This window comes from Pelatocladus sp. BLCC-F211 (assembly GCF_041928655.1).
Taxonomy (GTDB): domain Bacteria; phylum Cyanobacteriota; class Cyanobacteriia; order Cyanobacteriales; family Nostocaceae; genus Pelatocladus.
The window spans coordinates 1-22202 of the sequence record NZ_JBHFLM010000190.1; the positions used below are offsets into that span (position 1 = coordinate 1).

At 40.9% G+C, this 22202-nt stretch carries 16 protein-coding genes; 1 reads left to right on the forward strand and 15 read right to left on the reverse strand.

Translation table 11 applies throughout. The features are described from left to right. Positions 1 to 151: 151 nt before the first annotated feature. The 8 genes from ACE1AT_RS22550 to ACE1AT_RS22585 all read right to left on the reverse strand — a co-directional run bounded on the left by ACE1AT_RS22550 (position 152) and on the right by ACE1AT_RS22585 (position 11616). Positions 152 to 1390: a sulfite exporter TauE/SafE family protein gene (locus ACE1AT_RS22550; RefSeq protein ID WP_374872406.1), complete on the reverse strand. Its 1239-nt coding sequence runs from the start codon at positions 1388 to 1390 to the stop codon at positions 152 to 154. Between the two features lie 85 nt (positions 1391 to 1475). Then, positions 1476 to 2213 (reverse strand): class I SAM-dependent DNA methyltransferase, encoded by a 738-nt coding sequence (locus ACE1AT_RS22555; RefSeq protein WP_374872408.1) that lies wholly within the window; start codon positions 2211 to 2213, stop codon positions 1476 to 1478. A 465-nt stretch (positions 2214 to 2678) separates the two neighbouring features. Beyond that, a complete protein-coding gene (locus ACE1AT_RS22560; protein ID WP_374872410.1) occupies positions 2679 to 2948 on the reverse strand; it encodes a GlsB/YeaQ/YmgE family stress response membrane protein in 270 nt (89 codons plus the stop codon). Between the two features lie 389 nt (positions 2949 to 3337). After that, complete coding sequence (locus tag ACE1AT_RS22565) at positions 3338 to 5530, reverse strand: family 1 glycosylhydrolase (RefSeq protein ID WP_374872412.1); 2193 nt, start codon at positions 5528 to 5530, stop codon at positions 3338 to 3340. A gap of 124 nt (positions 5531 to 5654) precedes the next feature. Continuing rightward, positions 5655 to 6785: an alpha/beta fold hydrolase gene (locus tag ACE1AT_RS22570; RefSeq protein WP_374872414.1), complete on the reverse strand. Its 1131-nt coding sequence runs from the start codon at positions 6783 to 6785 to the stop codon at positions 5655 to 5657. Between the two features lie 96 nt (positions 6786 to 6881). Beyond that, a complete protein-coding gene (locus ACE1AT_RS22575) occupies positions 6882 to 7844 on the reverse strand; it encodes an NAD-dependent epimerase/dehydratase family protein (protein WP_374872416.1) in 963 nt (320 codons plus the stop codon). Positions 7845 to 8132: 288 nt separating this feature from the next. Next, on the reverse strand, positions 8133 to 9197 hold the full coding sequence (locus ACE1AT_RS22580; protein ID WP_374872418.1) for a DUF6765 family protein: 1065 nt from the start codon (positions 9195 to 9197) through the stop codon (positions 8133 to 8135). Positions 9198 to 9285: 88 nt separating this feature from the next. Then, on the reverse strand, positions 9286 to 11616 hold the full coding sequence (locus ACE1AT_RS22585; protein ID WP_374872420.1) for a GMC family oxidoreductase N-terminal domain-containing protein: 2331 nt from the start codon (positions 11614 to 11616) through the stop codon (positions 9286 to 9288). Between the two features lie 508 nt (positions 11617 to 12124). Here ACE1AT_RS22585 and ACE1AT_RS22590 point away from each other — a divergent pair. Then, a complete protein-coding gene (locus ACE1AT_RS22590) occupies positions 12125 to 12901 on the forward strand; it encodes an SDR family NAD(P)-dependent oxidoreductase (protein WP_374872422.1) in 777 nt (258 codons plus the stop codon). A gap of 79 nt (positions 12902 to 12980) precedes the next feature. Here the strand turns inward: ACE1AT_RS22590 and ACE1AT_RS22595 are convergent, their stop codons facing one another. From ACE1AT_RS22595 to ACE1AT_RS22625, 7 genes are all read right to left on the reverse strand, one after another. After that, a complete protein-coding gene (locus tag ACE1AT_RS22595; protein ID WP_374872424.1) occupies positions 12981 to 13760 on the reverse strand; it encodes a photosystem II S4 domain protein in 780 nt (259 codons plus the stop codon). Positions 13761 to 13815: 55 nt separating this feature from the next. Beyond that, positions 13816 to 14310, reverse strand: a complete 495-nt coding sequence (locus ACE1AT_RS22600) for a hypothetical protein (protein WP_374872426.1) — start codon at positions 14308 to 14310, stop codon at positions 13816 to 13818. Positions 14311 to 14467: 157 nt separating this feature from the next. Then, entirely contained in the window at positions 14468 to 14848 is a 381-nt protein-coding gene (locus ACE1AT_RS22605; RefSeq protein ID WP_374872428.1) for a hypothetical protein, read from the reverse strand. 301 nt (positions 14849 to 15149) lie between these two features. Further along, positions 15150 to 15653 (reverse strand): hypothetical protein, encoded by a 504-nt coding sequence (locus tag ACE1AT_RS22610; protein ID WP_017310875.1) that lies wholly within the window; start codon positions 15651 to 15653, stop codon positions 15150 to 15152. Between the two features lie 146 nt (positions 15654 to 15799). Beyond that, positions 15800 to 19603, reverse strand: a complete 3804-nt coding sequence (locus tag ACE1AT_RS22615) for a tetratricopeptide repeat protein (protein ID WP_374872430.1) — start codon at positions 19601 to 19603, stop codon at positions 15800 to 15802. 314 nt (positions 19604 to 19917) lie between these two features. Next, positions 19918 to 20802: a phosphotransferase family protein gene (locus ACE1AT_RS22620; RefSeq protein WP_374872432.1), complete on the reverse strand. Its 885-nt coding sequence runs from the start codon at positions 20800 to 20802 to the stop codon at positions 19918 to 19920. Positions 20803 to 21329: 527 nt separating this feature from the next. Next, positions 21330 to 22034 (reverse strand): hypothetical protein, encoded by a 705-nt coding sequence (locus ACE1AT_RS22625; protein WP_374872456.1) that lies wholly within the window; start codon positions 22032 to 22034, stop codon positions 21330 to 21332. Between the last annotated feature and the right edge of the window lie 168 nt (positions 22035 to 22202).

The window sequence follows — 22202 nt, forward strand, 5'->3', positions numbered from 1 at the left end:
AATGTTGGGTTATATTACTCTGCGAGAAGCCGCGCAGGGCGCGTCTACGTTCCTCAAACGCCAGGTGCTACAACTCTTGGGACCCCCGCAACGCACTGGCTCCCCAACCTACGCTAGTTTTAGTTTTTAGCCTTAACTGAAGCGTATTGACTTATATATGCTTTTCTGCTTCTGTCTTTTTCATTTGGTTTGATTTGCTCGGAGGTATATAAAACTTTTCTAACGATAATATTGACCAAAATAATTTGGTTCTGACTAGTAATACACTCAAAGTAATTATTCCCAACAGTATTGTTGTAAATTTATTTTCCAGGTAATGAGAACCAATCATGACGGTATGAATGGTACTCAATAATAAAGCTGGTAAACTTAATAAATGAATCTGTCGCCAGCGTTTACCTAAAGACTTTTGCAGTGAATCAAAACTTGTTAAAGCAGCAGGAGTCATCAAGATTAACGCCACAGCCCCCGCAATCATCCCCCACTGAAAATCAGGCGGTAAGAACCAGAAAGCATCAATATTCCATTGCAGCGAGTGTTCCATCATGTGGACGGCGTGAACAACAGCAAGTACAAAAGCGCCTACCCCCAAAGCACGACGGTAACGCAAAGGTGTTGCCCACAATTCACTGATCGGACGAGCAACCAGTGCTAGCATCAACAATATCAGTGCCGCATGTCCGGTGTAATCTGCCATTGTGTCACCAGTCCGCAGTAGTGTCAGCACACCAATGGTGAGAGTTACCCAGCCACCCAAACGAAACAATTGACTACGTCTGTCTTTACTCAATACAGATGTAGACACACCTACACCCAACATCATCGGGAAAGTTCCCAACCCAAAAGCGAGCATTGTTGCTGCACCCATCCACAAATTACCAGTTTCCACAGCTTTAATTTGGGCAACATACAAAAAACCACACGGCATTAAACCCCAAGTCATACCCAAAACTGCTGGTGTCCACCATCTATTTTCTAGGGAAAGTTTGACCATTGCACTACTCAAGCGGTTGTGCAAACTTTTTTGTAATAGAGGGTGTAATACTGGTATGCGCGGTAGTAAGTCGGGTTTGATGTGTCCTAACCCAAACCAAATCAACATCACACCAGTCAAGATTGCAACCCACTGGCGTAATTGACTACCAACGCCTGCCATTTGACTACTGGCAAGTAATACAGAACCTAATACCCCAATTCCTCCGCCAACTAGGGTATAACTCAGCATCCGCCCTAAATTTAGCAGGGTGTGAAATTTGATTTGTTGTCGCCAGTTACGAGTTTCTTGTTGATGAGACAGAGAAAAAGCCACAGCCAAAGGGCCACACATTCCTAAGCAATGTCCAAAACTTCCCAGGAATCCTAAAGTTATGAGTAGCCACAAATCGAGCATGTTAACTTAGCTGTGTTTCTTGAGAGACTTTAAGCTAAGTTTGTGCGCCTGTCAAAAGACGAACTGTCAAATTTAAGGTTGAAGGCTATACGGGCTTGCGTGCTGCGAGAATCAAAAATAGTGGAATACGCTTTCGCCGCTCGTAGGTTTGCACGTCGTGAAAGTGTTCGCGTTGCGGACGCGCTTCACGTAGATCCTCAATCATAAATCCAGCTTCATTGAGGAGATGGAAATAGTCTTCGACCGTACGGTGATATTTTTGCACCGTGCCGCCAAGCCAATGGGTGACTCGCACTCCGGTCGTAAAATAGTTATCGACAATCCAATCTTGGCGGAGTGTCCCAGAAGTCCAGCCTTGGTAACAGGAAGTGATCACGGGATGCTCGACCGAAAAGACAAATAGTCCCGCAGGTGTGAGTGCATGAAATATCTGTGTGTAAATTGGTGCCAGATCAGCGACATAATGCAGGGAGAGTCTAGCGATAACTAGATCAAACGCTGTGTAGGGATACGTCCAATTCTCAATCGTCTCCTCAATGACCAGACCTGCCGTGTCAGCAAGTTTGTTGCTCGCAACGGCAGCCATCTTGTGTGAGCCTTCAATACCAGTGTAGCTCGCAGCGCCGTGATGGAGGAGTTCTCGCCCAATTGCCGCATCGCCACACCCCAGATCGAGGATACGCTTGCCAGTAATGCATCCAATGAGATCCATAATCACTGGCTTTTCCAGCGTATCGTTAGGCGTATCTACACGTTGACGATGGCTCATGTAGCTTGCAAAAACTGCCTCATCGTCATAGAAGTCTGGGCCTGCTTGCTCCATAGATGCTGTTCCTCCACAGTACGCTGATGGCCTCATAGGCATATTAGTATTTTTGTACTATATTATACTTGGTTGTAGCTTTGCTATGTTTGGGTTAAAAAGCTGAAAGCTATATATAAAAAGCACGGATGCATTACAATACTGCTCGGATAAGACAAATCAATTGACATTTAAATCCTGTAGAGACGCGATATATCGCGTCTCTACAACCCCAAAATTATGACGAAAAATCCTATCCCTTGCAGTATTGGGATGCATTACAACAATAAAGGCAGAAGTTTTTTATTATACCAATTATCTATGTAGTTCAATCAAGCGATCGCACCCAGTTATTTTGTTTATTAAAAATAATCATAGCGCCAACCTCAATACAGGCAGGCGCTACTGCTTTATTTAAATTCAGGGAGAAAATATAGTGAAATGAATTCCCTGAAGTTTACTATAAATTGAGTGCAATTTAATTGCTTATACAGTACGACGACTTAATGCGTTCCACAAGAAAATGGCAACAATTGCACCAAGAACTGCCACTAAAATACCGGGAATGCTCAAACTTGAAGCTGCCAGTGCAAAGCGTCCTGTAGCGAAGAATACACCTAGACTACCACCAACAAATGCACCAATAATTCCTAAAAGAATTGTTCCTAAAATGCCGCCGCCTTGATGACCGGGGTAGATAGCTTTGGCAATAGCACCAGCGATGAGACCTAAAACAATCCAAGCAAGAATATTCATTGTTCTGTATTTGGTAAACGTTTTTCAGTAACAAATACAGATTAACAGTCACAAATTGACATCCAATCTATCAACAGTACTAATTATTAATTAGCCCTAAGTAATAATTAAATTGCTGCCATTTCTTTTGATATACGCCTGATTGGAAATTGATCATAAATTAGAAAAAGTCCCCAGTAGGTCTAAGACTAGGGACTGATAGAATTCTTGCTTAGTAATTGCAGTATATGCATTTTTAATCAATTATTAACTCTACTTGAAGAGTTAAGCTCAAGTTCAAATTAGGCTTTTTTCACAGATGTAGAAGTGTGCGATCGCCCCTGGTGAGTCATAGCTAATGACATCCTCCCACCGCTAACCAAGCGATATAGCGGTGACGACTCATGAATTTACACACTGCGTTTTTCAATTATTTCTCGATACGTAGCCGCCGCTTGAGTTGGGATGCGCTTTAAATGCAAGTCTTTGTCTAGGTCTATGTGGTACAGTCCAAAGTCGCTGGCTGAGTTGAACTTCAAACCCCACTCGCGATTAGAGGTCAGACTCCAGCAGACATAACCTATGACTTTGACGCCTTCGTTACAAGCGCGTTGCACTTGCTGGATGTGCTGACGCAGGTACTCTTCGCGCTTCACATCATCTGCGACATCAACGCAACCATTCTCAACGATCATAATCTCTTTGTCTGGGAATAGCTTGGCGTGGAATTTGAGCATATCGTAGAGTACACCAGACCAAACGGGTGCATTATTATACCGTCCGAAAGCAGCGTCCATCAATTGTTTAACGCGGTGGATTTGTAAATTGCTAGTACCCCAGTAATAGTCAAACCCGACAAAATCCTGTTGACCGATGCATTCTTTGGGACAGAGGAATTCTGGTAATTTTCCTGCCATACCGAGGTGCCACCAGTTACTAGTCAAGGATGTTGACAAGATGCTGAAAATCTTCTGCACTGGGTCAAAGATGCTAACAAGAGAACGCAATAGGGGTAAACGTTGTTCAGACTTGACTGGACGAAATTGGACTTTGGTGCGATCGCCAAAAATTTGCTCTGCGACTGTCCGCGCCAAATCTATTTCCAAACCGCTAAATTCGCCTGTTTTTGGGTCACGATAGCCAAAACCGGGGACATTATCTTTAACTGCAACAATCAAATAACCCCGATCTTGAATGCGACGTAACGCTGTTCCTGGTTTAGCAAGGGAATCCCCCGCGTCTTCTACTCTATTCTGACTGCTAATATCCCCTAAAGTCGAACGTCTACCCATTTTCGGTGGTTCTGGTATCGGTTGACCGGGGAAATGCTCCTGAAGGCTTTGTGACCAAGCCCCAGATTCTTTAAAGCGACGCACTGCTTGATCTACAGCATTGAGTAAAAAGCGATCGCCTTTCACGACAGCAGCAGCATAGGGTTCTTCTGTCAATCTGTGGTTAACAATTCGATACTCTTCTGGATGCTGTTGGATAATTCCTAACAGAATGGCATCGTCAGCCAAGATTGCACTGACTTGATCATAGTCCAAGGCTCTGAGGGCATCTTCATAATCTGAGAACACCTCTACATCTGTGTTAGGTAACATTGCGTAGATATTGGTTTCAGCAGTCGTGCTTTTAATCACTGCGACTTTTTTCCCAGCAAAATCACTTAGTTCTTGAATTTGACTGCGGGACTTCACCAATAAAACTTCACCTGCTAGATAATAAACCTCGGAAAATGCCACTTCTTCTTCCCGTTCTTGGCTGACAGTGAGCGTAGCAATCACTACATCTACTTGCCCTTTTTCTAGTAAAGCCCGCTCAGTGAAACGTTTGCCCTGAGCAATTAAATCTTCTTTGCTGCGAAGACGAGTGACGTTGTAATCCGCAATTTTTTGCAACCATAGAGGTAAACCTAGTAACATCGGGTTGACTCCGACCTGAGCATCTGGGTTAAATTGCTTGAGAACGGCTCTACCTCTAGTATGAGCAATGAACAAATTCCGCATCAAATCACCCACTGCGGACATTTGTTCTGACATGGAAGCGCCACGAGATAGCCCAGGAGGCATAAAATAAGCCCGTTCCCACCAAGGTTTGACGTAGCCGTAAATTAATTGACTAGGTTCATTAAAAGTAATCCAGTAGCGGGCTAAATTACCTAAACGTCTAGCAACTTCTGTGGCATAACTGGCATAAATCGTGGGAAAATCTTTGGCAATCAAACCACCCCGTTTTTCTACATGTAACGGATGAGTAAAGTGGTGTAGGGTAACAATAGGTTCCATACCATGAGAACGGATGGTTTCAATCACTTGGCGGTAGTGGTCAAAAGCTGAATCGCTGAATTGTCCTGGTTCCGGTTCTAACCGCGACCAAGCAAGAGAAAAACGGAACATCTTGCAACCAAGAGATTTAGCGAGCGCAATATCTTCAGCATAGCGGTTCCAAAAGTCTGTAGCCTGACCCCGTAGCGTCATAGCACGACGACGTTCCCAAACATCGCGAATATCTTCAAAGTTAGGATCATAAGCTTCGCATTGGTGGTCAGCAGAAGCAACACCAAACATAAATGATTCTGGAAATGGTGCAAGATTGTTCATGATTAAATTTCCCTTTTTTAGTTGTTATGGAAATTCGGGATTGGGGATAAGTAGAGACGCGAAATTACCCTGCGGGAACGCTAAAAGCGAACGTGTCTCTACATTTGTGCTGAATTACCTAGTCTTAGCCAGCTGCTACTGTGCTTTGGTTTATGTGTTTGGATTGTTGCTTGTTCAAAAATTGCAGCAGTCGAGGAAAGATATCGACGTGGACATTTTTACCCATGAATACGTCTTGATGTCCATAACCAGGAAATACATGAAGTTCGTGTCTACCTGGGACAATTTGCTCAAGTCTTTGGTGACAGACAATATTAGAATCGGTAAATACATGATTGCGATCGCCCGTCATAAATAAAACAGGAGTTTCAATTTCCCCTGCATACTCAAAATAATTATTCGGTAGGCGATCATATTTAAGATTATTTGGCTCAAACTTGACTGCGGTATTATTGTTTTCCAACATTTTGCGGACATGGCGATAGTAATGTAACCCGTTTCCACCATACAAATCGCCGCCTCGACGATGGGTAACATCATGAAGATTTTCATGGCTATACAAAGCAGGCCAGCCAGTTCCCCACATTAAACTCAACATGTGACAAGCTGGGACATCACATTCATGGTGAAATGCTGACACAGCTTTAGAGAAGATTTTACCTTTTGTCAAACCTGGATCTTCACTCCAGCGTGGGTTTATATAAGGAATTCCCAAAACATATTCCACCAAGAAAGGTGCAAAAGTTAATTTAACTTGCGACCAGTTAGGCACACGTGGAGTCAATGCCACACTATTAGCAATCACGCTGGAAATACCCGTGACAGCTTTGGCAAATAAACTCATGACAAAAGATACAGAACCTAAACAATGACAGATCACATGGATACGGCGATTACCTATGTGTTCGCGCATCTTTGCGATCGCTGCGGGATGATCAAACAGCGCAATATCATCCATGTTGTACCGATGCATCTGCAAATTATAGGAATGTCTATTACTCATCCGATAATCTAAAGTCCAAACATCACCAAACCCGTTGTCCAACAAATACTGCACGAGATTGTAATGTTCAGGCATGATAAACATATCAGTTGATGTAGTCAAACCGTGAATAATCAAAACTACATCATCAGAAGTTGCACGTTGGAAGCGTAACATACTCAATCCCAACATATCTTCCGTAGAAAAATGATGTGTAGAAACTTCTGCATTCTTCACACCTTCTAAAGTATAAAGCGGTATTTCACGTTTCATAAAATTACCTCAATCTAAGTTTGTAGTGAGGGATTTAGCCCTCCAAAATCTCCGAAATTATGTTGCGTTTCTTAATATTTATTGTCGTTATAACCACTAACCATTCATCATCTCCTGCAACCCCATTTCTCTTGTAACAATAGGTTTATAACCCAACTCCCGTTTCACTTTAGAAATATTGTATTTTCTCGGCATAGCCACAAAAGAAATTTCAAATCGAGAAAGAGGAGGTACAGTTTTAATCTTGAATAATTTCCAGATTGCTTCTAAAATATTTGCCAGATAATTAACAACAAAACTTGGCAAATTAGTATTTGGAGGATTAATCCCATTGATGTTGAAAAGTTTAGTAAAGTAATCTCTCACAGTTATTGGATCATCATCGGTAACTATATATATTTCTTTATTTTCTCCCTTGACACAAGCTAAAGAGATTGCTTCTACTAAATTATCGACGTGAACTGTCTCAATTACGCATTCACCGTTATCTATCCATAAAAATTGTCCAGACTTAACTTTTTCGGCTAATGTTTGGGGAGTTTTATCACCCTTGCCCCAAATATAAGTAGGACGCAGGATAATACATTCCATATCTGTAGAAAATTTTAAAATTTCTGCTTCTGCTAATTTTTTAGCTTTGCCATAATAGGAATTAGGTTCTGCTGGATAGGGATATGTTTCATCTATATCAATTAAAGGAGAAACATCCTGTAAAACTGATTCGGAACTAATATAGATGAATTTTTTCACATTCATCTGACTAGCACTAATTAATAAGTTTTTCGTAGCCAGAGTGATTTCTTGATAGAACTTATCCCAAGGACCCCAAAATTCAACTGGTGCGGCACAATGAATCACAATATCTTGTCCTAACAGTTGCGCTTCCCATTCGTTAATCTTGTCTAAATTACCTTTAATAACTTTTGCGCCTAACTGCTCAATTGTTTTCTGTGCAGAATCTGATCTAGCTAAAGCTGTAACATTGTTATTATCACGAATTAAACGTTTTATTAATCTCTTGCCAAGAAAACCTGAACCGCCTGTGACAAAAATATTCATAAAACACCTCGATTATAAATATGTCACTGCTATACGCCTTGTACCTACAATTTATAAATAGTAATTTCCGGAAATTGTTGTTGGATGTTGGTTAACCATACCTATAAAGTGGGTAAAAACCTGCTTTTATGGGCTGATTGTTTGCGATTTGACTTGGCGTCTACCTACGGAAGTCGCTTGCGCGTCTAAGGTGTCTTAGTGGTTAAATTAAGATTTATTTGTTCACCACTAAGACACTAAGACAACTATACTTTGAAGCTCAATGCCACATTTTCATCATTTTAAGTGCTATGCAACACAAATGCCATACATAGGTAATAATTCGTGGATAATATAAAAGTGATGTGCTTGTAAAGCATCGTGAAATAGTTTCCAATCACTGGCTAAAAAGGTGGTGTGATAAGAAAAAATCTCGTTTTCTCGGTCTATATATTCTTCTGTACCAAGAGCTTGGTATTTCCAAGAATTTTTGCCTTTGGGGATATAGGTGACATATTCTTTACCAAAACTAAATTTACCTTGAGCGATCGCTTGCAACCATTCTTTGTGTCTAAAATGACTTTTGTTTACAGTAAGATTTTTGAGCATAGAAGCTATTGTATCCCGATCAGATTCTGGCAGCCCTGGTACATCTGCATCTGGATTACCTGCAATATAACGTTGCATAGCTTTACACATATGCTCTGCTGCTTCCAGAAAATCTTTCGGATTGTCTCTGGTAATTTTCTCGCCTCGTCCATTGGTGTAACCCCAACGTAAGTAAGGTTTATCTGGATGACTCAGAACTGCACCGTGTCCCAGGGGTAAAGCTTCACTGACACAGTAGTTTTTGAGACGATCCATGAGACTGCGATCGGGATTACCATATTCATCAACCAGCTTTTTCGCTTCATTAACTCGATGATTGACACCCGCAAAACCCTGGTGCGCCCAAGTATCTACATATACATGCATTGTAATTCCCAAGCGATGCAGTCCATAGATAGAATCGCGGCGACGAATGCATTCGTTAACCATATCCTGAGCTATGTAACTGTTGGGACGACAAATGAGCTTGTCAATAAAGCTACCTGTAAGATTTTCTTCTGCTTTTTTTTCACCATTTCCAGGTAGAAAATGAAAGGGAATCCAAACGCGATGATTTGCTAGTTCCTTAAAGTTACGGTAGTCAAGCATTTTATGTGCCGAACTCATGCGACTAAACAGCGCACCGTTATCAAAGCGGATAAGTCCGGCATTCGTGGCATCATCTACGTATTGAGCGCAATATGCAATGATACTAGCGGTTTGATGTTCAAATCCGGCTAGTCGTGCGACTACATAAGTAACACCATGATGAAAGTCGATTTGCATATATAGTTAGTTGTTAATGGTTAGTAGTTTGGTTAGTAGTTAATTGTCAAACACTACTAACCACTATCTACTAACCACTCACTTTTTCTTAAACGTAAATTTTAGTTAAGGTACCAGCAAAAAAGCGACTAAAGCGATCTATTGCTTGCAGTTGTTCCCAACGGGTTTTGGCATTAATGACTTTCAGAGTGGTCATTTGCTTAATGAAGTCTACAGGTTGAATTTTGAGAATACCCTTACCAATCACAGGATTTTTGTTGCTGTCACCTTCATACACAGTGACGTAGAGAGTGGTGGTGTCAGCCCAGACATCGAAACCTGGGTCATCGTGAATTTGCTTAAAGCCTTCAAAATAGTAGGTTTGCCCGTTTTCTGCGGTCATGTACATGCCATAGCACATCTTACGGGTTTGGGGCTGATCTTCTGCTTCGATAAATAAGTTAAAATCACCCTTGGTTACTGTCAGTGGATCTGAAGAAATTACCGGGGCTGTGACTGTACCAATGATTTTGGCAGGGTGCTGAGGATCGTTGAGGAGTAACTCTAAATCATCAGCAATGACTGTCACGGTAAACTCTAGAGGTGAGGCATCTTTTTTACCTTGTTGTGCTGCTTTTTGATAGTCATCTTTGATTTTGGTAGAGAAGAAACCACGCATCTTTTCTGTGAACTGAATTCCAACTTTGGCTGTGGGTGTGGGGTTTGTTGGTGTTGGTACAGAAGATAGATCATAGTTAATTGTCCAACCTCGATCTTTGGCAATTAGAGCGCAGCAACGTTCAGCTACAGCAGAAATAGTTAGTAGCGGATTAACTCCTAGTGTACGAGGTATTACTGAACCATCAGCAACGTACAAATTCTCGTAGACATCTGTACCCTGTTGACTAGAAAATACTTGTCCTTTGTGGTTAACTACACCATGTTCAGCATCTTCTGCTAAGATACAGCCACCTAAAGGATGAACGCTAATCAAGTCGTGACCAAAAACATTAGTCCAAATCGGGTTAGGAATTTGCGTACCACCTAAAGGACGGGTTGCTTCTTCTAGGCGATCGTTGACTCTTTGAAAGATGGGTTGTTTACCTACGCCTTCCCACTCGATACTGAGACGATCATTTTCTAAGTACATCCGTCCGGCTGCATCATCATGAGTCATGACTAAGTAAGTCTGAGTGTTGCGGATTGCACCGGTGTAAGCACCGTGAGCTAAACTTTCTGCTTCTCTGAGTTTTTCTTGTATGCGATCGCCTATACCTTGATCGGTATCTTCACCCAAGATTTTACCAGCAGCAGCAAAGCTACTCGGCAGGATCGGAGCAAGTGCGCCAGGAATGGAACCTTCTTCGATCACCATACCGTTGTCTAAGACGGGCTGTTGACGCATATCCACAATCCCAGTGATGCAAGGCCCTACAGGTTCCTGTTCATTAGCAGAGCGATCGCCAAAGCCAACACCATTAATTACTTGTTCGGTGTTGTATCCAAAAGCCAAGACATCACCGTTACCTGTAAAGTAGTGTCCTACCTGATGAGATACAGGCAAACCCTGGGCTTGAGAACGTAATAAAATTTCTGTAGACCCCAACGTACCCGCCGCCAAAATTACCATATCAGCACTGATAAACATTGTCGGCGCGTTGAATTTATCCTGTCCTGTATTCATTAATTGGTAGTGAATCAACCAACGATTTTTTTCCCGTTCTAAATAACGTACTGATACTTGCGTATATATCTCTGCACCATGATTCTTAGCATCGGGCAGATAATTCATGAGTACAGTATTTTTGGCTTTATGATTACAACCAGAAACGCAATCACCACAGAGCTTACAAGCCTTCTGTTCTACACCGACGTGATTTACCCCATCTTCAAAAGTAACGTTAATTGGTGGTCTATAAAAATTCTCATTCAAGTATTGAGCAGATTTCTCCAAGGCTTGTAATTTTTGTAGATGTGGGAAATTTTCTGGATAAGGAGTTGGTTTGAGCATTTCTTCCGCACGCCGATATCCATCTGCCAATAAAGTATCTACATCATCACGCAAACCTTTCGGCCAGCGGGTATCTGCAAAAACACGGGGTTCCGCTTGCAAAGAGACGTTAGCATTAACTAATGATGTGCCACCCAAACCACAACCTACGAAAACATTAATATCTTTATTAATATGGAAATCATACAAACCTGTGGGTGAACCGATGCGTTTACCATTCGGTAAATCCACTTGCATTTCTTTGACTGCTTCTTTTGGTTCATTTGGATATTCCCCAGGTTGAAACTCTTTACCTCTTTCGAGGACACACACCTGTTGTCCAGCACGGGCGAGGCGTGAAGCCGCAATTCCACCCCCATATCCAGAACCAATTACTACTACTGTGTAGTGATTTTTGATGTTTTCAATAGGACTTGCTAAACGAGTCATGCTATATATTCCCCTGGCACAGCGAAATTTACTACATCAGCCCCAACAAAGACATAAGGAAGCCAAAAATCTGTGAAACGCTGATTTGAGATTGCTGGGTTATTGTGTACTTCAAAAACACAAAAAGCGGTTCCGCAAAATTTGCAAATGTACATATTTACAACTTCGATGACGCGGAGACACAAAGACGCCAAGACGCGGAGATTGATCTGTTGCGAGATTATAGAGAATAGGTATAAAACCCTGCTGGAATCATCGGTACAAGCCCTAACCCTCAGCGCCTGACAAGTGTAGGTTTTTAAAATTTCAAAAGCTCGGTTGTTAAGACGGTACATAATTAAAGATTCTCTATCTCATGATTTTATTCTTCCCATCAGCAGTGGAAAAATTACATAGAGCGCTTCATCATGTTTTTGAGCTTTTTGGCTTATGACTCTGGGCAGGTAAAATATCAAGCAAGTATTGTTAATATATATAACATGACTAAAATTTATCCTAATTATTTAAAATGCCAACTGCTTTAATTACAGGAGCCTCTGGTGGTATTGGAAAAGCCTTTGCTGAAGAGCTAGCTGCACAAAATCATAATCTTGTTCTTGTTGCTCGTTCAGAGAAGAAATTAAATGAATTAGCAGAGCAACTATCCAAAAAATTTCAAGTTAAAGTTGATATAATAGCTAAGGATTTAACAGAAACAGGTGCGACTAATTCTGTATTTGAATTTACTCAACAACAAGGATTGACGATTGATTTATTAATTAATAATGCTGGTTTTGGAGACTATGGAGATTTTGCCGAAACTGATGAAGAACGGCAAATTAAAATGATCCAACTCAATATTTTAGCATTAGTAGATTTAACGCATAAATATTTACCTTTGATGCGACAACGCCGTTCTGGCAGCATAATTAATATATCCTCAATTGCTGCATTTCAACCAATGCCATATCTATCTGTTTATTCTGCTAGCAAAGCTTTTGTTCGTAATTTCAGTCAAGCATTGTGGGCAGAGAATCGTCAATATGGTATCCGCGTTTTAGTTTCTTGTCCAGGTCCAACGGAAACTGATTTTTTTACAGAAGCAAAATTTCCGCCAACGCTAGCCAATAAAAGCAATCAAATATCAACTCCAGAAGAAGTAGTCCAAGAAACCCTCAAAGCATTGGAAAGAGGAGATTCTACCGTTGTGATTGGTGGCTTTTCTACTCACGTACTCACAAAAGTAGCTAATTTAGTTCCACGAGAAACCTTGCTGAATCTTTTGGAAAAGCAATTTAAAGCTTAAAAGTATTGATTGTTGGTTGTTGATGGTTGATTGTTGATTGTTCCAAAAAATAACCAACTACCAACCAAAAAACCAACAACTACATATAACGAGTTAGTTGGACACGATATCTGTCTTTTTTGGTAATCGCAATGTCCCCAATTTCCAAACGCCCTTTACCGCGAATAGCAATTAAATCACCGGTTTTGACTTGAGAACTAGCTTGAGTGATTTCTTTCCAATTGACGCGCACATCACCGCCATCAATTAATTCCACCATTTTACTGCGGGACATGCCAAATCCGGCTGAGGCGATCGCATCCAATCTTAAGGAAGCTTCAACGGTGGTTAATTCTTTTTTCTTCGGTTCTCGGATTTTTAATTCACTTAAGTCAATGCGTTGAGTTTTCACTGGAACTGAACGCACTTGCTTCAAGTTCATTTCTAAAAATTCCACCAATTCCGGTACGACAATCGCCTGCGCTCCCCGTTCGCCTAGTACAATAATATCCCCAGTCTTTTCGCGGATAATACCAGTTCCTAACATCGCGCCTAAAAAGTCGCGGTGAGTCGCCGTATCAAACAGAAAATTTCCCGCAATATCTAGTGCTGCGATCGCCACTTGAGATACATCTAAAGGAAGTTCCGAACGTGCGATCGCAATTCTTTGACGTTCTGCTTGCGGATATCCTCCCCACACCTGTAATTGCACCTCAGTTAACCGATTAAATACCCGTTGAACTTCCGCCAATTCTGGAGGAGATACAAAATCTGTGAAGACAACTTCCCAAGTTTTAATCGCCTGTTCCGCTTGATCAATTACACGAGCAACAGTATCTCTATTTTCAACACCTTTTAAAAGTTCTTCTCTTGGTAGCATTATTAAATAATTGTGTTAGTGGTTAGTGGTGATTTTGCCAAACAACAAACAAAACCTACTCTTTATAACCTTGAATATTTTCTGGCTCAAACTGACGTAAAATCCGAGTTGCTTGACGGTGAACACTTTCAGTACCTTGCACCACTATTAAGTATTTACCTTCATTCAAACGGTTGCGGTAAGGTAAAGCATCCCCACTACCAGCAACTAACCCAACTCCACCACCAACAAATACACTACCCAAAGCACCACTCGCTGCTCCCAGCAATCCCCCTACTACATGATTACCAATTTCACCTGCCCAAGCAAAGGTATTTAACCCAGTGATCAGGCTGAAAGTTGCTCCTGCAAAAAATCCAAAGGGTATTAGCCAGAAAGCCATGAGTCTTGCTTGCTTTTGAGCAACTTCTTTGGGGTCAATTAAGCCAAACTCATCGGCACTTTTATAGCCTTTACCGAGAATTGTACCTTTTATCCCTTCTTTCTCTAAGGCTAAGTAAGCTGCTTCGGCTTGAATACGATCTGCTAATACGGCAATAAGGTAATTCATTTATGTAACAACACTTGTCTTAATTAATATTTGCCCTATTTACCAGGGTATCAGGGGTAAGTAGTAAAAATTTTTGATTTATGAGAATAGCAAAGCCTAAATTCCCGACTTCTACAAGAAGTCGGGGATCTTGAATCTCACGAAAGATTTAGGAATGCTATTCCAAAACTTCATCTAGTGGTTCACAAAAAGAGTTTACACCTTGTTTGAAGATATACATCAAAACTGGTGTTGCTAAAATTTGCGGAAATGTAGATATTGTTTTTATTTGTGCCATCAAGCTTTGGACTGAACCTTGGAGCAAATCTTCGCGAAATTCTTGTTCACAAATCACAGCACGCCACTTTTTCGCCAAAGCATCTAACCACTCTGAATTACCTGTTTCTGGTTCTTGTCCAGCTCGAATAGCTAATGTCATTGCTGCATCTTCCAGATCGCCATCACAATCTTCAATTACGTCCAGTGCTTCCATCACTGTCGGATATTCTGCTAGTTGAGAGCGAAACTGTGCTATTTCTTGCGCTGTGACTTTTGTCATAAAAACGTTTTTCCTAGCCGAGCAATTGACCACTCAGCTTATGTTATTCCAAATTTGACCGAAAAATTTATTCCGTAACCTAGTTGAAATAAATGTATTGATTGTTAGTGGTTAGTAAGGGCGCACAGCCTATTAGCAGCAAAACAAACTCAAGGACACTTGCAAGATCAGTTTTTCTGACTCACACGTGTCCATAGTGTTTACGCTTAATCATTACTCAAAAGTCACTAGTCTTACAGTTGAAAACACTCACTCCTTATGGTTGGGGAAGAGAGTGTACCGCTGGCATTATGACCAATGACTAATCAAAGTAAAACAGCGTCACCAATTTTCTATGTTCTTCTGCTTCTTGACAAGTTTGCAACAGAATACCACTGTCATGAAACGCAAAGCAAATTAACTGCTGGCAACGGGAGACAATCTCCTTATTGCACAGGTAACTAGCCTCTGCGAGAGACAGATGATCATTGCTGGGATTTTCCACCAAATGCATAACTTGTTCTAGTTGCAGGCGGGATTCATAGGGCTGGCGTTCCAAGCTTTGGGGCAGAATCACAGTTAACAATTTGGGATCGCCCCGCATAGCTCCCTTGATCGCAGCTGAATTAGTTCCCGTTGCACCAGAGGTGATGATCTGGTTCCCTGATAAAACCAGGGCAAAAGTCATCATCTCAATGAGATTTTGATGCGTAATCGGGACATGACGTGAACCCAATAAGGCGATTCGTTTAGAACCAGTTTGCTGGATGGTCGCCAGTTCTTGGGCTAATGTATCGACGTTAATAAGGTCTATTGACTGGCTCAAAGACGGACGGAATCAGAATTAAACAACCTAGATATTCTATCAGACTCAGAGGAAACGCAAAGCTGCTTTAAGTTATATGTTGTTTTAGGGGAAGGGGGAGCGGGGAGCGCAAGCAAGGTAGATAATGAATGACAAATGACTAATGACTAGTCCAATTGACCTGTAATCTTAAATCCTGCCCAATAATAGGGATGATGATAAATTTTTGTCTCTGGTGCCATTTGACTAGTTCTGTATAGTTCCGATGCTAGATGGGTTTTGATTCTTAATCCCTCTGAAGGCATTTGTTCTAACAATTGTTCATACCATCGTGTTAGTTCAGAAGCAGTTAATTCTTTCAGCCATAGTATTGTTTCTGCCAAAGCGATCGCAGGTGATTTATTTTGCTTGATTCGTTGATAGAATCCGATGATCACCAAAGTGCTAGCCACAGATTCTACATTCCAGAGATTAGTGACTATATGAGGAATTCCCAAATTTAGCAAACCAGTAGCTAAACCAATATATTCAGTAGTAATAGTTTGGGAACCAACAGAAGTAGTTTCATTATTACATAATGTAAGCAATTTGTAGTTTGCCAATTGATTGATATCAAGTTCTGCAAGAGTGACTTTCGCTTGATTGGCTAATACTAATTCTGATGCATATGGTTGATTATTATTCTCAATTATTTGCCCCATAAAATGAAAGATATTGTAATCCTTGAGTAGGCAATTTTTTACATATTCTTTAGTCGCTCGTGTTTCTGAAATACATTGGAAATTAGCAAATATTTGACTAATTACTTCAGTTTCAAACTTGGTAAATTTTTGTTTTGAGGAACCTGTAGCTTGTTCAACACATAACATCGACTTTTGAACTGTTTTTTCTATAGGGTTTGCTTTCAAAGATAAACCCATTTGTGCGCTTGGCAGGTAAGTGATTGTGAAATGAGATGACACATGTTGTGATTCTTCTTCACCAAGATAATCTAGTTCAAAAAGTGCATGAAGAGGTAATTTGTGCAAGTCACGGTGAGGAATCAAAATTAATTTGTTGATGTCTTCTAGTTCTTGGACAATCGCAGAAATATTAAGTATTTTTTTGAGTTGTAGCAGCTTACGTTCAATGTCTAAGTCCCAAGAATACTTGTTTCTGCTTTGTTCTTCTTCACTGAGACTGAAATATTCTTGGTATTGTTGATACCATTGTTCCATCCAATCTTCAAATGCACTCAAACGTGCGACGGCTTCAGGTACAGGTAAATCATTAATTGAGGCAAAATTGAGTACAGGTGTAAAAATTGGAATTGGTTCAGGCGATTTATATTTAATTACAAAAGTGCGTAATGTACACGGGCTAATATGCCAATAAATTATTGCGGTTTTAGGATTAAGTAATTGGTGAATTTCAGTGTAATTGGGTGAGTTAATTTGCTGAGATAAATCAGAAAGTTGCCAGGTAAAACAAGCATTTTTGCCATATTCGGCAATTTCCCAACCTTGTGCTAATTCTCCAAATAGTATGGCGATATCAACTGCTAATTGTCCTAAACCCGCAAATCTTAAAGCCAGTTGTTTTTTGTCTGCATCGCTGCGAGTAGGTTCATTTAACAGACTTTGCAATAAATAAATACTATGTTGTTGGTATTGGTGTGCTGGTTGTGTTTCTCCCAAAACAACTAGAGTTTTGATGAGATTTTGCAGAGTCTCCAAATGCAACAGAGGAAAGATTTCTTCTGTCAGGGTAATCAGTGCATTTTCGTAAGCAGCAGCAGCTTCTAGCCAATAATGACGGGGTACAGGATGTCTTTTACCCCGATCATAGTGAGCATTACCGATCGCCAGATGTAATCTACCCCAGCCTTCAGGATGAGTATTTGGGTTAACATATCTCAACCCTTCTTGATAACTGGCCAATTTTCCCTCATAGCCACGTTCGTTGAGGGCATGATTATCGGCGGCGATGCTACTATAAACATTTGACTGCCATTCCAGCATAATTGCATTTCCAGCAGCATTACCTCGACCTAGCCAAGCTTCCCAGTAGTCTGGTTGAATTTGTAAAGCGCTATCATAAGAGACTATCGCCTCTTCAAATTGTCCTAAATAAAATTGGGCTAAACCCCGGTTGTACCACGCAAGGTAAAAATCGCTTTGGATTTCTATGGCTTTGTCGTAGGATGAAATCGCTTCTTGGCGACGTCCTAAATTGTCTAAGGCTACACCCCGGTTAAACCAGGTTAAATAAAAATCAGGATTAATCGCTATGGCTTTATCCCAGGAGGCGATCGCTTCTTCCCATTTTTCCAAACTGGCTAAGATGACGCCTCGATCAATCCAAGCTTCATGGAAGTTGGGTTGAATTTGTGTACATCGATCATAGGCTGCGATCGCTTCTTCAATTTTGCCTAATTTTTCCTTGACACCAGCCAACCCATACCAAGCTTGGTACAATTCTGGGTTAATTTGAATGGCTTGATGATAATTGGCGATCGCGTCTTCCCAGTTACCGATGTGAAATAGTGCTACGCCGAGCTTATACCAAGCCATATCATATTCAGGGTAATATTCAAGGGCGTGATTGTAGCAGGCGATCGCGTCGTAATTTTGTCCAGCTTCTGCTAATGCAGTTCCCCGGAAATACCAGCTTTCTGGATCTTGGGGTTGTATTTGTAATGAAGCATCGAAACTAGCAATTGCTTCGTGTAAATTTCCTAGCTTTAACTGTACCAAGCCTCGTGCAGACCAAGCTTCTTGGTAGTCACCTTTCAATTTTAAAGCTTCATCAAATGAGGCGATCGCTTCGGTAAAATTTCCTAACTCACTTAAGGCTGCACCTCTGTTGTACCAGCCTTTGTAAAAATCAGCTTTTATCTGAATTGCTTGATCATAAGAGGCGATCGCTTCGGTAAAATTTCCTAAATAAAATAGTGTTAAACCCCGGTTAAACCAATATTCATAAGCATCGGGATTTAATTCTAAGCTTTTATTATAGTATTTCAACGCTCCTGCCAAGTCACCTATTTTAGCTTGTTGCAGACCTTCGTAAAACCATGCTTCTGCTTGGACACTATTTCCATTTGCTTCATCGCTGAGTGCCTCAATAATCGCATGAGTGTCGCTGGTTTGAATTCCCAATCCCACAGCTAACTGTTGTACTAAATTAGTACTCTGCTCTAACCTCACCAATAAGTCATCCAGTGAAGTGTCTACTATTGGCGGTGCATTTTTCCAAGATTCATCTAGTGCTGTGGCTGCGAGACTTTCTCTGACCCAAGTTTCTTCCTCATAGTCTTGCCAAACAGTATCCTCTTTTACTATATCCAAGGGTGGGACAAAATTAGTTAGTGTTCTGGTTGCTACATGATCTTCCTGATACTCCCACAACAGTTCTCCAAGATTGCGTATCAAATCTATACCTGGAGTTTCCGGAACAAGTGTAGGTATAGTGTTTTCCTCATCTTGATTTGGTAGATTTGAGGTCAATTCTAGTTGTGGTAAGGGAACAGGCGTAGGTACGGGGGCTGGGATTTCCAATTTTTGTGCATCAGTTTGCCAAAATTCTCCGCCTAGATTGCGTGTTAACAGGCGTATACCTATATCATAGGCAAGGTCTCCGATCATGCCAATCCTCAACTCACCTAGTTGCACCATCCTTTCTGCTAGATGATTATTTGGTGCGGGTGAGGTGAGTAATTTCTCGCCAAAATTTAACAGCCACTCTATCCAGCGATCTGTACTGATCCGGTGTTCCATCCGTTGCAGATATTTGATCGCCCAATGCTGTCCTCGCGCCTGATACACGCCTTCGAGCAGTTGGGTAAACAAAAATTCCAGATCCGCGTTTGTCAGTTCTGGTAGCTGCTGTACCACCTGATATCCTGCCATAGCTTTACTACCAGCAGTCTGCTTTCTGCCATAGGGGGACTTCCATAACTTTTTAACCCACTGTAATAGCCACTTGAGCATTTCGGAAACTCTTAGGTGATTTTCATATAGATTTTAGCGATCGATGTTTGAAAAAACTCATCAATTACGTAAAAACCCGTTAGATTTTTCACAGAGAAAAATTGTAAAAATGTAACCAAAATATCTCACTAATTCTACAGTAAGATACTGGTCTAAAATTTATAGCTATTCCCTCAGTGAAGGTCAAGTCCATAGTATACATAATTCTCTGTGAAAATCTGACTTGGGAATAAGGGACAGAGAACGGGGACAAGGGAGACAGAGCCACAAATACATAAAGAAGACTTTATAAACCATTTCGACGAACCCAAAAATCATTTATTTATGAGTTGAATGTCTCTTGCCAAACCAATATGTGCTAGCAATAGGGAAGTATCGTTATACTTGAGACCATAATTAGCCCACTGAAGCTCTAAAGTCCCTGCCCAGAATCGCGCCCGGTCGATTACGTTTCCTAGCATGGGATAATCTTTTTCCATTTGCAAGACAATACTCTCTCCATAATTGCTGAGTTGAACAGCAATATCACAAGCTGGATCGCCAAAACCAGCAACACCAAAGTCAATCACACCACTAATATTTTCTGATACAGGGTCAAACAAAACGTGATAAACTGCCAAATCACCATTGATGAGTACAGGTGTGTAGTTAAAGTCGAGTTCACCCGACACCACAGGCGCAAATAGTTCCTGTATCCAAGTTTTCTGATGGCGCCAAAGATGGGGAAACAGATTTTCTTGAACTTGTTCGTAAAGTTGTAACCAATCTTGGCGCGATCGCACAGTACTAGAGGTAGATACCTCAGCCTGTAGTAAAATTTCTGTCGGGATACTGTGTAACTGGTAGTGAAATGTAGAGAGTTGTGAAATAATACGCGATCGCACAGTATCGCTTAATTTCAATAGGGTGTTGCGAGAAAGCGGTTTACCTGGAATATATGAGTAGCTAACAAAACCTGCTTCCAGATGTTCAAATTGGGGAACAGGTAAATCTACATAGCGTTTGACGACTTCTAATAATTTTGCTTCCTGAACAAGAACCTCCCTCCCCCAATCTTCTCTAGCAAAGCGACAAACAAGCTCGTGATTGACCACTACCACATCATTAACCATCCCATCTTGATTAAAATCCAGATGTTCAAACTCAATATTGGGATATGCAGCACGAATTTTGTCTAGATAGTATACAGGTATTTTCACAGTGGCTCCAACAAAGTTTAGCAACAAAAAACACAATTATTTCGGACTTTTTGCCCGACTGAAGCGAATCCAATAATTTGTCTGTTTCTTTTGTTGCTTTAACGTACCACTTTGATTTAAATTTTATTTCACAAGACTATCGCAAATATAACTAAGACAGCGCAAATAACAAAAGGTTTGTAGTAAGGACTTTAGTCCTTACTTGATGACTAAAGTCCTTACTACGAACTGATTTCAATAATTTTACGTTGCTTAATATAGTTTGATTTTTTCTCACCGACTTACTTAAATATTACAGTCATTCTTGAATATCATTACAAAAATTTACAAAATATAATTTTTTAAAAACTTTGACATTTTCTCTGGGAATATTTTAGTATATATGTACTATTGAATTTCACTAAAAATATCAATCTAGCTATTGAGCGATGATTATGAACTACGTACACAAGATGTTTAAGATAAATCTTACAAGCTCTTGCTTTCTACTACAGTATTTGAACTGCGCCCACCAGGAGCGCAATAGTTTATCCATGTTCTGTAGTTGATTGATTAGCAGCATGAAATTGATCAATCAAAGCTTGGATAATCATTTGGGGATCTTCAGTCTCAATTCCCAATTGTTGAGCAATCATCAGACGTAAATTCTCATCCTGCTGCATCAGAATCAGCAATTCATCCAGGGTTACAGTTTGAAATTCTCCTTCAGGGAGATTTTGTACTTCATCTGTTACTTGGAAAATTTGCTCGGTTGGGAAATTTTCTACACCACTATCTGTTGCTGAGGTAGAGGTTCCAATTTGGGCGTCTGGGCCTTCATATTCCCATACCGGTTCTCCTTGATTACGTTCCAATAATTGCATCCCTATATTATGGGCAAAATCTCCCACTTCTCCAACTTCTAATTCGCCTAATTGCACCATCCGAGCGGCTAATTCAGTATTAGGAGTGGGTGATGCTAACAGTTTTTCACCAAAGCGATGCAACCACTCTATCCAACGTTCTGTTGAGACGCGATGCTCAATATTATGTAGCCACTTCAATGCCCAGTGTTGTCCTCTGGCTTGATGTACTCCTTCTAACAGTTCTGTGAACAGAAATTCTAAATCTGTATCGCTTAGGGTTGGAGGTGGTTCTTTTTGATAATCACCTCCAAATGCTGCTGGAGCCTTTTGGTTGCCCAATAAGCGTTGAAAAAACCTTTTTAACCATTGAATGAGCCGTTTGAGCATCTCCGGCACCCCCTGAGTTTTGTTTACCCTAAGATTGTAGCGATGTCTACGACCAGTCGCTACGCATTTGGATGGGGATTGGGCATTGGGCATTGGTTATTCTCCCTTGTCCCCTTTCTTTCCCCGTTCCCCTTTCCCCGATCCCCGTTCCCCATTCCCCTCTTTAGC